Source organism: Faecalimonas umbilicata, assembly GCF_004346095.1.
In the GTDB taxonomy this organism is placed as follows: Bacteria; Bacillota; Clostridia; order Lachnospirales; family Lachnospiraceae; genus Faecalimonas; species Faecalimonas umbilicata.
Window position 1 is genome coordinate 1 of record NZ_SLZV01000046.1, and the last position, 14,302, is coordinate 14,302.

The window sequence follows — 14,302 nt, forward strand, 5'->3', positions numbered from 1 at the left end:
TGTGCCTTGCTGCATAAAAAGCGGCCAGCAACATTTAGCTGCTGGCCGGGGAAATTTTATATTTTTTCTCTGTCCTCTTGACGGGGAGCAGTTCATAGTGATTGACTGCTTTTTAGCGCTGTTTTAGCATCATATCAAGGCTCATTTAATCGTGGTAAAATGAGTTTTCGATATACTTCAAAATACTTGAAATGAGGAATATTTTTTAGCATGAGACAAGTCCCCAGGTGCATACAATCTCAAGTAGAAAGGGGGCTATCACTTGGAGGAAAAGAGTTTGCGAGAAATGCAGCAGGTCGATATAAAAAATGTAAATACTGATGAATTGGTAGATATTAGTGAAATTGAAATTTACACGAAACAGTCGGTACAAAGAAGAGTAAAGGGGTATGTGGAACAGGTACATAACCCTTATCTTGTACGGGTGGGAGAATATATTGTAAAAGTTGGATATTCCGACTGTACAGAGACTTTGAATGACCGGTTGAAACAGTATATTTCAAAAATTGCAGAAACAAAATATTAAAAGGCAGAAGGAAGCAAGATGCAAAAAAATGTATGTTATCATACGGCGATTTATCTTCGCTTATCGAGGGAGGATGGAGATATGAATTGCGGTGCAAAACGAGAAAGTGACAGTATTTCCTCTCAGCGTGCCCTTGCTTGTTCGTTTGTAAGAGAACAGCCGGATATGGAGTTGTTTGATCTTTATATTGATGATGGGTATTCAGGGGCGAATTTTGATCGACCGGATTTTAAAAGAATGATAGAAGACATTAAAAATGGGAAGGTAAATTGTGTTGTTGTAAAAGATTTATCTAGATTTGGACGAGATTATATTGAAGCCGGGCGGTTCATTCAAAAGACCTTCCCGGCTTTTTCTGTGCGTTTTATTGCGATTACGGATCATTACGATAGTCTGACTGCAGATAAGAATACAACATCTTTTGTAATACCGGTAAAGAATTTTGTGAATGATTTCTACTGTCAGGATATTTCAGAAAAGGTAAAATCACATCAGAAAATAAAACGGGAGCAGGGGAAATTTATCGGGGCGTTTGCAGTCTATGGATATCAGAAAGATCGAGAGGATAAAAATAAGCTTGTTATAGATACCTATGCGGCAGAAATTGTGAAAAAGATTTTTGCGTGGAAACTGGATGGAATGAGCAATCTTGCCATTGCGAACAAACTGAATGAAAATGGAATTTTCTCCCCGCTGGAATATAAGAAATCCCATGGCGAACATTATGCCACAGGGTTTCAGGCAGGAATCGTATCCAAATGGTCTGCGGTAGCAATCAAGCGAATTTTGACCAATGAAATTTATACCGGAACGATGGTGCAGGGAAAACGAGAGAAAGTCAATTATAAGGTTAAAAAGATTTTAGAAAAGCCGGAGTCGGAATGGTGTAAAGTAGAGGGAACTCATGAAGCGATCGTTTCCAAAGTGGATTACCAAAAGGTGCAGCGACTTTTGGAAGTAGATACCAGAGCCGAGAAAGGAAAAGAAAAAGCGCATATGTTTTCGGGGATTCTGTTTTGCGGAGACTGTAAAGAGCCGATGGTCCGACGTATGAACAGATACAAGGGAACAGAAAAAATATCTTATATCTGTTCCACGAGAAATCGGAGCGAAGGTTGCAGCAGACACCGTATTTTGGAAGCGGATTTAAAAAGAGTCATACTTCAGATCATCCGGCTGCAAGCAGCACTTCTGATCGATGAAAACAGACAGATGCAGTATCTTCGGACAAGGGAAATGCATTTGGAAGATGTTGTTGGATTTGAGCAGGAGATGATACGTCTGCGCGGTGAGCAAGAGAACTATCAGAAACTTCGCGCAGGGCTTTATGAAGACTGGAAAGCAGGAGTGATCACGCAGGCAGATTTTCAAAAATTTAGCGCAATTTATGAAAAACAGTATCTAGAAACGGGATGGGCGATTGCAAAGCAGGAGGAACTGGTAAAGAAATTGTTTTACAAGGGAGTGCACTCTAATGTCAGGTTGGAACGGCTAAAAGAGACGATGCAGATTACGACGTTAGACAGGGAGGCACTGCTGGCGTTTGTGGAGCGGATAGAAGTTTATGAGGAGAAACGGATTGTGATACAATTTGGGTATCAGGAAGAGATAAGAAGAATGGCAGGCTCGTAATCAGGAGGTGATCTCAGTGGCAAGAACATCAAAACGCAAAAGACGGCTGGAAAGTCAGGAACTTTTTGAAAAGAAAACAGAGAAAGCATATGTGGCAGGCGTTTATGCAAGGCTGTCTGTAGATCATCAGGATGGCGACGAAGTGTCTATTGAAACGCAGATTGAGATGGGGAAGACGTTTATAGAGACTCATAAGGATATTCTATTGTATGACTGTTATTCGGATCTAGGGGCTACGGGAACGAATTTTTGGCGGAGTGATTTTGAGCGATTGATGCAGGATGTGAGAGAGGAAAAGATAAACTGTGTGATCGTAAAAGATTTTTCGAGATTCGGAAGAAACTATATTGAGGTGGGAAACTTTGTGGAAAAGATGTTTCCTTTCATGGGTGTCCGGTTTATTTCTATTACAGATCAGTATGACAGCGCAAAACAAGGAGATTGTAATGAAGCGCTTTCCATGCATTTGAAAAATATAGCCAACGAACTATATGCAAGGGACGTTGCAGAAAAGGTAAAAGCCAGCAAGCAGACAAAGAGGAAGCAGGGAGAATATCTAGGCAGTGTTCCGCCGTATGGTTTTCGAATCGAAAAAATGGATGGGAGACGGACGTTGGTGCGTGAATCTTTGACCAGTGAGATCGTTCGAGAGATTTTTGTGCGTTATGATTCCGGGGAAAACGTTGTTTCTATTGTAAAGTGGCTGTATGAGCAAAAGATTCACTGCCCGGGCGATTACAAAGCATACAAAACTGTTTACCAGCAGGAGGGGCAGAAACTGAGGCAGTGGAGGAGAGAAGCTATCCGGTATTTGTTGAGTAATGTCGTTTACATAGGAAATCTTGCGCAATCCGGCAAGCATATAAGAGAACCGATCATAGCAGAACATGTCCATGAACCTCTTGTTCCGGAAGAAGTCTTTTGTCGTGTAGGAGAAAGGCTGGAGGGAAACCGTAAGATCCAAAAGTCCAGATCACTTCGGAATAATACGATGGAAGAGGTGTTCCGGGACATTTTGTATTGCGGAGAATGTGGACATAAATTTAGCCGGACGGTGACAGAAAGAGAGTTTTCTAATAACAAAAAGAGGACTTTTGTTTCTTATGGATGCCCGAATAGAAAACGCATTGATGAAGACAAATGTAAAAATGAATCGATTACAGTTCTTCAGCTTCAGAAAGTGATATTGCATCTGTTGAAAAAAGAGTTTCTTCTCAGTGATATACAGATGAAAAAACTTACAGATTTTAATCGAGAGGTTGGAGAAATACGAAAAGGACAGATAGAGAAAACACAAAAAGAGCTGCAAAAATCGGTAGAGAACATAGATAGGAAGATCAGTTTTTGTTATATGGAGTATCGAAGCGGGAGCACTTCACAGACTCAATTTCTGGAAATCAAAAAGAAACTGGAAGAAAAAAAGGAACAAAATCAGCGGCTTTTGCGGGAGTTATCTCTAAAATATGCTTCGGTTGACAGACTGGTAGATAAGCAGAATCAAGCTCTCTGCACGGTTTTGAAATGTCAAGGTGGCGCTGTGTTGAATGCGGAACTGGTACAAAACCTGATAGGGAAAATCTATGTGTATCCTGGAAAACGGATCGAGGTTCTCTGGAAATGGAAGGATATATGGATGGAATAGAAAGCGTGAGATATTTCTTGCCCGAAGGTCATGGGAAAGAAAAAAACTTTAAAAATTTGTAAAAGTCTCAGGAGGAATAAGCGATGCAAAATAGGCTGAAGATCGCAATGTATCTGCGATTGTCCAAGGAAGATGACCGGAATACCCAGGAAAGTAACAGTATTTCTTGTCAACGTTTATTGCTAAAAGAATATATTGAGCAAAATTTTAGAGGGGAAATTTTATCAGACGAAGTCTGCCAGCCGAAGGCATGTATTACGGGATGCCCGTATGGGTGTGAGATTTTCGAGTTTGTAGATGATGGTTACAGCGGAACTAGCATGAACAGACCTGCCATGCAGGAATTACTAAGATGTGTCCGGCAGAAGAAGGTAGATTGTGTTATCGTAAAGGATTTTTCCCGCTTTTCCAGAGACTATGTAGAAATGGGTTTCTATGTCGAACAGCTCTTTCCGTTTTTGGGCATCCGTTTTATTTCTGTGAATGATCATTATGACAGTAGAGTTGTTCAGAATCAAATGATGGGTATGGATCTGGCATTTAAAGCGCTGGTGAACGATCTCTATTCGAAGGATTTATCAGGAAAAGTAATTTCTTCTCTGCATTCTAAAAAAGAGCGGGGAATCTATTGCAGTGCAAACTGTCCGTTTGGATATCGTAAGAAAGCAGATGATAAGAATCAAGTAGAGATTGTGCCAGAAGAGGCGAAAGTAATCCGGGAAATTTTCCGATTGACGTTAGAGGGTTATTCTTCTGTGGATATTGCAAAGAAGTTTCACAAGGAAAAGATAAAAACACCGGTGGAATATCTGGCGGCGAGAGGAGTAACACATCGGAACCCTTTGGGAAAGGAATTTTCATGGCATCATACGACCATTTGCAAGATACTGCGAAATGATTTTTATGCCGGAGATGTCGTATATGGGAAATATGAAAAGGATGCTGTCGGAGGAAAAAATCACTTAAAACCAAAAAGTGAGTGGAAGATTACCTATCATCATCATGAACCGATCATTGAACGGGAGATTTTTGAGGAAGTACAGCGGACGAGAGGAATATCAAAACCTTATCAGCCACGAAAGGCACACATGTTGACAGGAAAGGTACTATGCGGAGAGTGTGGCAGGGCTTTGTGCTATCGGAATGCGAAACATCCTTATTTTTATTGCAAGGATCGTTATGCGACCGGCAATGAGAACTGTTTGAAAAAAGTGAACATATTCCTTTTAGAGCAGATGCTTGTATCCGCTTTGCAAAAAGAAATCTGCAGGCAGATTGAACTGAAAGAAGTGTGGAAGCTGTATCAGGAGGTACAGAAAAGGCAGTACGATGCAAAGATGGCTAAGCTGCGAAAAGCCCGAAAAAATTTGGAGATTACAGGAAAAGAGCAGATCATACTTTATGAGCGATATAAAAAGAAGGAAATCTTGAAAGAAGAATATCTGGCATGCAAAGAAAAGGTACAGAAGAAGGAAGATGCGATAAAAAGTGAAATCCAAAGGCAGAAGATGCTTCTGGTAGAGATGGAGGCAGAGAAGCATACAGGCTTGCCGGATGCCGATAAGATTTGGAAAGCATGTAAGATCCATGAGCTGAACCAGGAAACCGTGGATAGTTTCATAAGAAAGGTAAAAGTGTGGGATGAGCGGCATGTGGAGATTATCTGGAATTTCAGTGATGGGAAAGCTACCTAAGGACTATTTTTTGTGTTTGTCGGTGTGGGCGTATATAGTGTATAATATAAGCAAAATTTTTATTACAAAAGGGAGTCAGCTAATCTATGAATCAGAATAAAATTTTATTGATAGAAGATGATAAAGAAATCAGCGAAATGTTAAAAAATTATTTAACCGTAGAAAATTATGAGGTGATTTGTGCATACGACGGACAAGAGGCATGTGACTATTTTGATCGCACAGACTTTAGTATGATTCTTCTTGATCTGATGATACCTAAAATCAGTGGAATGGATGTTATGCAGCATATTAGAGAACATAGTGTTGTTCCACTGATTATTATCTCTGCAAAGGATAGCGAAATCGATAAAACATTAGGGCTGAGTTTAGGAGCTGATGATTATATTACAAAGCCGTTTTCTGTTGTGGAGGTGTTAGCTCGCATTAAGGCAAATATTCGCAGGAGAAATCAATATGATCAAGGATCAGAGGATATTCCGAAACGATTAACTGCCGGAGAATTAGTAATGAACCTGTCAGATTATACATTGACAAAGAGCGGAAGACGGGTGGAACTCACTGCAAAAGAATACGAAATTTTGAAGCTGCTTATGCAACATCCGAAAAAGGTTTATACAAAGGAACAAATATATGCTCTTGTTTGGAAGGATGCTTATCTTGGTGATGAAAATGCTGTGAATGTGCACATAAGTCGTCTTAGAAATAAAATCGAAGAAGATACTCGCAATCCCCGGTATATCATCACCGTATGGGGGATTGGATACAAATTGGGGGAAAATGTATGAAGGATACAACGGTTATTTTTTTCCTGTGCATTTGTATTGTTTTTTTGATATGTGTTGTATTTTATCAGCAATTTACTTTCCGCACAGGAACACAAGCAAAATTACGGGAAATCAGTGATAAGCTCAAAAAAATCATAGAAACGGACAGTGACGAGCAAGTAATGGTTTTTACGGACAATAAAGAGCTAATAGAATTGGCTGCACAAATCAATGAATTACTGGAGAAACACTTGAAAATAAAAGCGGATTATCGCCATTCTCAGATAGCCTCTAAAAAAATGTTGTCGAATATTTCTCACGATATTAAAACGCCTATGACTGTTATTTTGGGGTATCTGGAAATCATGCAGTTAAGCGAAACAATTTCTGCTGAAATGCTGAAAAAGGTAGAGGATAAAGCGCAAGGGGTCATGGGAATGATCGATCAATTTTTTACCCTATCAAAAATTGAGTCGGGCGATATGGATATAGCGCTTTCGAAGGTAGATATTTGCGAAATCTGTCGAGAAAGTGTACTGGATTTTTATGAGTTGCTTTCTAGCAAAAACTTTCAAGTAAATATTGATATTCCGGAAATGCCTGTTTTTGTGCAAGGGAATAAAGAAGCTTTACAACGTATTCTGTTTAATTTGATTTCCAATGTCATCCGATACGGGGCGGACGGAAAATATCTTGGGCTTTCATTGAAAAATGAAGAAAGAAACGTATATGTGGAGGTAACAGATAAGGGAAAAGGCATTGATCAAATGTTTGCAGACAGCATATTTGATAGATTATTTACAATGGAAGATTCTCGTAATCGTAAGATACAAGGGAACGGACTTGGTCTGACCATCGCCAAAAATCTAGCTGTTTGTCTTGGAGGGGATATTACTTTGGAAAGTATTCCTTATGTCAAAACGACTTTTACAATACAGTTGAAAAAATCTTACTTTAAGATGTTCGAAAGAAATTTGTAATATTTATTCAAGAGTTTTGAAAATCTGAGCCGTTACAATGGAATTTAGAAAGGAGGCAATAGAATATGTCATATGTTGTACAAACAAATAGCCTTACAAAAATCATTGATGGGAAAGAGATTGTTAAGAATGTCAATCTCCACGTAAAGAAAGGGGAAATCTATGGTTTCCTTGGCCCGAACGGTGCAGGTAAAACTACTGTTATGAAAATGCTCACAAATCTTTGGAAGCCGACAAGTGGAAGCATTGAAATTTTCGGAGAAATACTTACTCCACAGTCCTGTGAAATCTTAAAAAGAATAGGAAGTATCATTGAATTTCCTACCTTTTATAATCACATGACCGGGTATGAAAATTTGCAGCTACATTGTGAGTACATGGGGTATTATAAACATGGAAGCATTGAAAATGCGCTTGATCTGCTGGAATTATCGGCTGCCTCACAAAAAGCTGTAAAAAATTATTCTCTTGGTATGAAAGAACGACTTGGTATCGCACGTGCAATTCTTTGCAAGCCAGAATTATTAATTCTTGATGAGCCGACAAATGGACTGGATCCTGCAGGTAGGAAGAAAATCCGTGATTTGCTAAAAAATCTTTGCGAAGAATATGGAACAACGATTATGATTTCCAGCCATATCCTTTCAGAAGTTGAAAGTATTGCTGATACGGTAGGTATCATTCATCACGGGATGATGGTGAAAGAAATCGGCATGAAAGAAATAGAGAGGATGAGCCTTGCATATGTGGAACTGGTAGTAGCAGATCCTAAAAAAGCTGCCTATGTATTGAGTGAAAAACTGGAGTATAACAATTTTAAGATCATTGAAAACAATACGATCCGTATTTATGACCAGCACGTTTCAATAAAGGAATTGTCTAAGGTGTTAGCATTGAATGATGTTGAAGTGGTTGCGCTTGGCAGACAAGCTGAAACTTTAGAAGATTACTTCCTTAAATTAACTGCGGAGGTGGATAGATTATGTTAAAGCTGATTCAATTAGAATGGAGGAAAAACAACATTGGAAAGTATATTAGAAATGCAATGATATTGGCGGGTGTTCTTTGTCTGTTTCTGTTTGCACTGGCCTATCTTGGCATTGCAGATGATCCGGATACAGGGATTCCGGACGCAACGCCGGGAAACGGTACAATTTCAGCGCCTATTGAATTATTTTGCAGTATGTCATTTCTAGTATTTACCGGTGTAATGCTCTCATCTTTTATTGTAAGTGCCTATAAAGATAAAACAATGGCATTGATGTTCTCTTACCCGATTAAGCGGCAGAAAATACTTATTTCTCAAATGCTCTCGGTTTGGATTTTCTGTTTCCTGGCATTGGTAATAACAAAACTTGTAATTTATGGCTGTATTTTGTGGGGGTCCCAGTTTATGGTATCATCATTTCCAATCGATTATGATATGGCAAGTCTGAGATTTTATGTACAGCTTATTGTAAAATCGATCTCTATTGTTAGCATGAGTTTTATTGCACTATTTATCGGGTTGGCAATGAAATCCACAAAAGCGACGATCATCTCCTCTTTTCTGCTGATTATTTTGACGCAGGCAAACATTGGAGATCTTACACTGGCAAACAATGCCGTATTCCCTCTTGTTTTGACAATCATTTCCCTTCTGTTTGCTGTTCTATCTGTGATCGGAGTGGAAAAGAAAGATTTTATATAGATGGATCAAAAGAAAAAACTTCTGGGAAGCGGAAGATATTGAAAATTTATATTGGAATCAATGAGTGAGGCAGTCTGGTCGTGGATCAGGCTGCGTTTCTATGCTCGCGCCTAAAATTTTTATTCTCCACATGCAAAAAAATATATACAAGAATTGATTGGTAATATATAATCTTATTATAAAATTTGTACAAAAGAATTTGGAAATGTTTCCAGAAAAAGAGTGATGGAATTATGAAGGAGGAAATCGTATGGAAGATCAACGAAAGAATGAATTGGCAGTTGTAATAGCTGCAACGGTAGTATTTGGTTTCGTGAATCGTATTTTGATCAGGATTCCGTATATGGTATTAGGAGATTTTTCGTTTTCCTTTTTGATATCTGTTGTGACGTGGTGGATTTACAATTCTGTTTTGTTTTCTGTTGCAGAGCAGATGCAGATGGGCGATGGAGGCAAGAAAAGAATAGGAAAAATAGTCTTGTTTGGATTTCTTGCAACGCTAATAAAGGCTGGAATTGATACGTGTATTGATCTGACGGTCGCTCGTCAACCGAATATGTTGCTACTTGTAGCTGCTATGGAGCTTTCTATGATTCTTTACATAGCAGGGTTAGACTATTTTCTATTCGTAAAGGTTGGAAAAAGAAAGATAAAACAAGAGGGAAAAGAGATAAATGCTTTAGTGACGATATTTGTTTGTTTATTGATCTTTTATGGTGGAACTTTATTTTATTATCTGAAACAAGTAAATTATGCTGTTGAAAGATATGGAACTTCTTCGATGGTTCAAGAAATAGGGTTGGATAATGCAATTTGGAATTTGACTACAATGCTTGGAAGACGTTCCACAACGGTTGGAGCAGTCGTATATGTTGGGTGTTTTATAATCATTTGGTGGATATTAGAGAAAATCACTGTTTCGCAGGAAAGCAATTAAAAATGGACAGAAGAGGGAAGATGAATGGAAGAAAAGTAATCAGAAAAGGATGTGAGTTTGATGAAATACATATGGATCTGCAGCGAAGCGAACACATGGAGCAGTTATTATTATGATGAGCAGACGGAAGAATTTTTTGTATTTGATAATAAAAAAGGGGGGAACGGACTTGCGGTTGGAGTTCTTTCGGGAATTTCCCTGATAATCTATGCGCTTGTACGGAACATAGAAAAACCAATTCCTTTTGACAAAAATTTGTTGTACTGGATTTCATTGGGACTGGGAGTGATTGTAGGGGCGATCGTTTCTGGATATCTGTTAAGACGTGCAAAAAGAAAAGTGGAAGAAAATGCAAGAGTGTATCCTTGCGGACTGGAAGAAAAACGGAAATTGGCAAAACAGAACCGAAAAAGCTTTTTGCAACATATGGTATTGATGGCTATTTTTATAGGAGTATGTGTGGGATACCGATTTTTGATGATCTGGATTGTGCCATCCGTTCTGGTATATGCTTTTTTTAACTCAGTCATGTGTATGATAACGATTTTACTGATAACTGGTTTCGTGGGAAATCATCCGCTAAAAGGATGGAAAATTGCAGGTAAAATCTTGAAAGGAGAGTAGGAGAATGCCATATTTGATTCCAATTTTATATGTGATCGTCTCTTATACATTTTTTCTTTTGCCGGGCTTATTTGATCAGGTAGTGGAATTACAGATTATTTCAGCACTTCTGCCTTTTCTCATGGGAGTAGTCAATTTGATCGTTGTATTGACGGTAGGAAGAAAATGGTCAAGAAAAACGCTGTTAAATTGTACATTGATCATTAAATATGGATTGATTCCATTCTATTTGATTGGAGGATGTATTACCATCAGCGTGACACTTGCTGCACTGTTTCCGCTGCCGTTGATGGTGTTGTTTGGGTTGGTCACAGTTGTTTTCCTGATCTTTGGATATGGGATTTTGTTGGGAGCAGCGCCATATGCAATCGCCTACCTCATAAAATCATGTAAAGAAGGAAGACATTCAAAGGCAGTGGTAATCCTGTCCGGCATCTGCCAGTTTCTTTTTTCTTTTGATGTATTTTCCATGATGATTTTGACAATCAAAGAAAAGCATCTGGTCAAAACTACAATAGCTGTGTTTGCGGGAGTGTGTCTCGCAATACTTTTCATTCTGCTGTATGTGCTGAGTATTTTTGTATAAAGAGTTTGAAGAGAATATAGAAAACCGATCGTTTATCGATGATGCTGTCGGAAGGAAGAGTGGGGGAAGCGGATGATTAAATTATGTTATAAAATTCATGATAAGAAGACGGATGAATATTATTTTGACTTACAATCTCAAAAAGTATATCAGATTTGTCTGTCTGCATACTATGCAAAGCAAAATACGAAAGGAATCCTGTTCCTTTTGATTTCAGGCGGAGTGGCAGCAACATTTTTAGAAGAGGTATCAAAGCAAATAATCTTATCTGAGAATGTCCGAATTTTATCGATGATCTTGGTAATTGGAATTCTGGTTTTGATTGATCAAAAGGTAAAAAAATCATTTGCAGAAAAGTATCGATATATCGAGGAACATACGATGGGGATTGAAATGGAAAAATCAGATCTGTTCAATCTATATCTTCGGGGGAGATGGAACAGAAGAGTATTAGGAATAATTGTTTTTGTAGGTGTGGTCATTTTTTTGATCGGTATGATTTTTATGATCCGAGTCTCTCGTCTTACGGGAATCGTTCTGCTCTTACTGGGTGGGATAATCGGAGTGATTTTTTTTCATTACGGAGAATTTTCGGAAGCTTCACAAGTAAAAAAATATTTCCGGGAACGGAAAGAGTGAGATTGATTTTATCAGGAGGGAGAGAATCAAAAATGGGATTCAGGGAGCGAAACAGGTACATTCAGCTCTGCAGAGAAAATGAACATTCAGCTTTCTATTATGACACAGCAGAAGAGAAACTATTGCGATATAAAAAAGAAAGTAAATTTTCATTTTCCTTAAAATATCAATTGTGTATTTTAGCGGCGCTGTATCTGGGATACCTATTAAATGACAAAGCTTATATACTGTTGGCTCAAAATGGCTATTTGAAAGATTTCCTTGTCTTTTTCTGTCTTAGTATCGGCGGCATTTGCTTGTTGTTTTTTGAAAATAATATCACGAGAATTTTGAAAAAAGACGGGGTAGAAGTGCCATATCCACTATCTGATGAATTGCTGCAGAAAGGGCAAAAGGATTTTAAGACGCAAAAAACGATCATGTATCTATGGAGTTTCATCTCTGCGATTCTCTGTTTCGCTTTTTACATAACGAACCTCATTCTTTTGTTAGTGCTGTTTTTAGCCAGCATGATTGCATTATCCAGTATGGTTGCTATAGCAAGACCTGTTTTGCGGGAAAACTTATATCAATATTTGAAAAAGAGGATGTAGTAAAAATGTATGATTATGGGGAAAGGGGATTGTTATGAAGAGAAATATAATCCGGACGACAGAATGGAAAAAGCTATATCCGATTAAAAAGGGAATCATAGTATCGGTATGGTTATTTGCAGTTATCATATTATATGCAGGCTTCCGGGGGTTGATAGAAGATCATGATCTGAAAACAATAGTTGTAATCATTTTAGACGGTGCGATACTTGTGAAATCTTTTCGGCCGGTTAAGAACTATCTTTTTACAAGATATCATTGCGTACCGGTTTTTAATCAAATTTTCACAAAAAAAGAATTGGAAGAACTGTTTGAGGGAGAAGTGTTTCGGAAAATGACAGGCAGTATGGAAAATCCTTTAAATAGTCCGGATCTATTGGAAAGTGAAAATTGGTTTTGCATCCATGGAAAATTTATTTCAAAGAATATGACGATTATTGGAAGGGCATGGGTTGCGGCAAGTCTCAACAATAGAGATATCACATCTGTAAAAATATTTTATATGACGGGGCAATATCTTGAAGTTAAAGCGGGATATTCATGGAAAGTTTCTACCATACAATCTTTTAATCGGCTGTTATGGGAAAAGTATCAAATAATACCTGTTAAAGTGTTTTCCCGAGATTATGAACGAATCAGTACAATTTTAAAGAATACATATGACAGAATGAAAACGGAAAAAGATTTGTGTGAAAAAGAATTTGTACGATATTTGCTTGAAGACGGTGCGGATAGCAAAGCTTTATTTTGGAGTGAAATACCGGGCTTTCAGTTGCCGGGAGAAAATAAGTAAATGCAGCAGAATACCTATGGAGGAAAAAGCGATGAAGCGTACGCAGAAAAATTTTCACAGAAATATACTGATTTGTGTCTACGGTTTTTTCTTTGTGTGCATATTGGGTGGGATTACCGTATGGGCATCCTATCAGGAAAGAAGTTTTTCCCAGAAGGGATGGCTGAACTGCGATCTGGCGAAAAGATATCTTTATATTGACGATTTTGAAGAAAAGTATAACGTGGCTGGGATGCGCAGATATGAAATAGAAGAGTTGTTAGGCTCGCCGACATGGAGAAAAACAGAGCCGGATACGGAAAAGATCATATACTATGAATACCGCATTCAAGACAATCTATTGGCAGGGTGGAAGGTATATCAAGTAAGATTTCAGGATGATATTGTTATCGATACGACGATTATAGTAGAGGACTGGTAGGGATGATTATATAAAATTTTTCTTTATAAGCTACCAGAGAAGATAAAAGTGATTCTTATATGGTGCTTAGAGAAAAATTAGAAGTTGTAGAGGTGATGAGAATGAAGAAACTATATTGCATGAACTGTAGTGCTCAAATAAAAGGAATGATACCGAACAAATGTTCTTGTGGAGCGGAATTTGATTTAGCAGATACAAAAAACATAAAAAAAATAATTACAAGCATTATATTTTTTGTAATATTAATGTCTCCACTGCTTATTCTTATTCACTTTGGCAGACAATATTTACAAGCGTCAATTATTTTATATGCTTTACTTCTGAGTCTATGTATGTTTTGGTATCGTATCGTACAAACTATTTTAGTTCGTCTTGGGTTAGTAACTATGACGAACATTGAAATTAAATAACAACAATAGCATTTTCACAGCTTTAGTAAGCAGGAAATATAATGGGTGTTTTAGGTGTATTCAGTATTATTAAAGGAAAGTTATCTCTTATCAAAAGCTATAATGGGGTAAAAAACATAAAGTTACATTCGAGAATTGAGGAAACAGCTTTATTATTAGTAGGAATTGTGTTGATTTTTCAATGTTTTGTATCCATGGGAGATGTTGAATTGGTTATTAGTATTCTGTTGATTTGCATTTTTTCATAAATTAAATCCTTTCGTTTGCCATAGGCGGAAACCCACTACCTTCAGGTGGTGGGAGGAGCCTTGTGAATCTTTAGCCATTAACCCTGACTCTCAATATACTTTTGTATAGTCGCTGACGAT

General features: G+C 37.9%; 16 protein-coding genes. All 16 read left to right on the forward strand.

What is annotated here, in order from left to right; genetic code table 11:
* Positions 1-262: 262 nt before the first annotated feature.
* The 16 genes from EDD74_RS14570 (at position 263) to EDD74_RS14645 (ending at position 13,934) form a co-directional block, all read left to right on the forward strand.
* A complete protein-coding gene (locus tag EDD74_RS14570; RefSeq protein WP_242990194.1) occupies positions 263-526 on the forward strand; it encodes a DUF6870 family protein in 264 nt (87 codons plus the stop codon).
* Positions 527-544: 18 nt separating this feature from the next.
* On the forward strand, positions 545-2,158 hold the full coding sequence (locus EDD74_RS14575) for a recombinase family protein (RefSeq protein WP_116442337.1): 1,614 nt from the start codon (positions 545-547) through the stop codon (positions 2,156-2,158).
* A 16-nt stretch (positions 2,159-2,174) separates the two neighbouring features.
* Positions 2,175-3,800, forward strand: coding sequence for a recombinase family protein (locus EDD74_RS14580; protein WP_116442336.1), 1,626 nt, complete (start codon positions 2,175-2,177; stop codon positions 3,798-3,800).
* Between the two features lie 83 nt (positions 3,801-3,883).
* Entirely contained in the window at positions 3,884-5,494 is a 1,611-nt protein-coding gene (locus tag EDD74_RS14585; protein WP_116442335.1) for a recombinase family protein, read from the forward strand.
* Positions 5,495-5,580: 86 nt separating this feature from the next.
* Positions 5,581-6,282, forward strand: a complete 702-nt coding sequence (locus EDD74_RS14590; RefSeq protein ID WP_016438501.1) for a response regulator transcription factor — start codon at positions 5,581-5,583, stop codon at positions 6,280-6,282.
* The gene (locus EDD74_RS14595; protein WP_116442334.1) at positions 6,279-7,241 is read left to right on the forward strand and encodes a sensor histidine kinase; all 963 of its coding nucleotides are present in this window, start codon (positions 6,279-6,281) and stop codon (positions 7,239-7,241) included. The genes EDD74_RS14590 and EDD74_RS14595 overlap by 4 nt, the downstream gene beginning before the upstream one ends.
* A 65-nt stretch (positions 7,242-7,306) precedes the next feature.
* A complete protein-coding gene (locus EDD74_RS14600; RefSeq protein WP_116442333.1) occupies positions 7,307-8,230 on the forward strand; it encodes an ABC transporter ATP-binding protein in 924 nt (307 codons plus the stop codon).
* Positions 8,224-8,931, forward strand: coding sequence for an ABC transporter permease (locus tag EDD74_RS14605; RefSeq protein WP_116442332.1), 708 nt, complete (start codon positions 8,224-8,226; stop codon positions 8,929-8,931). The genes EDD74_RS14600 and EDD74_RS14605 overlap by 7 nt, the downstream gene beginning before the upstream one ends.
* A 250-nt stretch (positions 8,932-9,181) precedes the next feature.
* Positions 9,182-9,868: a hypothetical protein gene (locus tag EDD74_RS14610; protein ID WP_116442331.1), complete on the forward strand. Its 687-nt coding sequence runs from the start codon at positions 9,182-9,184 to the stop codon at positions 9,866-9,868.
* A 60-nt stretch (positions 9,869-9,928) separates the two neighbouring features.
* Complete coding sequence (locus EDD74_RS14615; protein WP_116442330.1) at positions 9,929-10,492, forward strand: hypothetical protein; 564 nt, start codon at positions 9,929-9,931, stop codon at positions 10,490-10,492.
* A gap of 4 nt (positions 10,493-10,496) precedes the next feature.
* The gene (locus EDD74_RS14620) at positions 10,497-11,078 is read left to right on the forward strand and encodes a DUF6652 family protein (RefSeq protein ID WP_016440666.1); all 582 of its coding nucleotides are present in this window, start codon (positions 10,497-10,499) and stop codon (positions 11,076-11,078) included.
* A 72-nt stretch (positions 11,079-11,150) separates the two neighbouring features.
* A complete protein-coding gene (locus tag EDD74_RS14625) occupies positions 11,151-11,717 on the forward strand; it encodes a sugar-proton symporter (RefSeq protein WP_116442329.1) in 567 nt (188 codons plus the stop codon).
* A 32-nt stretch (positions 11,718-11,749) separates the two neighbouring features.
* Positions 11,750-12,310 carry a hypothetical protein gene (locus EDD74_RS14630; protein ID WP_116442328.1) on the forward strand — a complete coding sequence of 187 codons (561 nt, stop codon included), beginning with the start codon at positions 11,750-11,752 and terminating at the stop codon, positions 12,308-12,310.
* A 34-nt stretch (positions 12,311-12,344) separates the two neighbouring features.
* Positions 12,345-13,103 carry a hypothetical protein gene (locus EDD74_RS14635; RefSeq protein ID WP_116442327.1) on the forward strand — a complete coding sequence of 253 codons (759 nt, stop codon included), beginning with the start codon at positions 12,345-12,347 and terminating at the stop codon, positions 13,101-13,103.
* Positions 13,104-13,134: 31 nt separating this feature from the next.
* Positions 13,135-13,524, forward strand: coding sequence for a hypothetical protein (locus tag EDD74_RS14640; RefSeq protein ID WP_116442527.1), 390 nt, complete (start codon positions 13,135-13,137; stop codon positions 13,522-13,524).
* A 59-nt stretch (positions 13,525-13,583) separates the two neighbouring features.
* A complete protein-coding gene (locus EDD74_RS14645; RefSeq protein WP_242990193.1) occupies positions 13,584-13,934 on the forward strand; it encodes a hypothetical protein in 351 nt (116 codons plus the stop codon).
* Positions 13,935-14,302 lie beyond the last annotated feature (368 nt).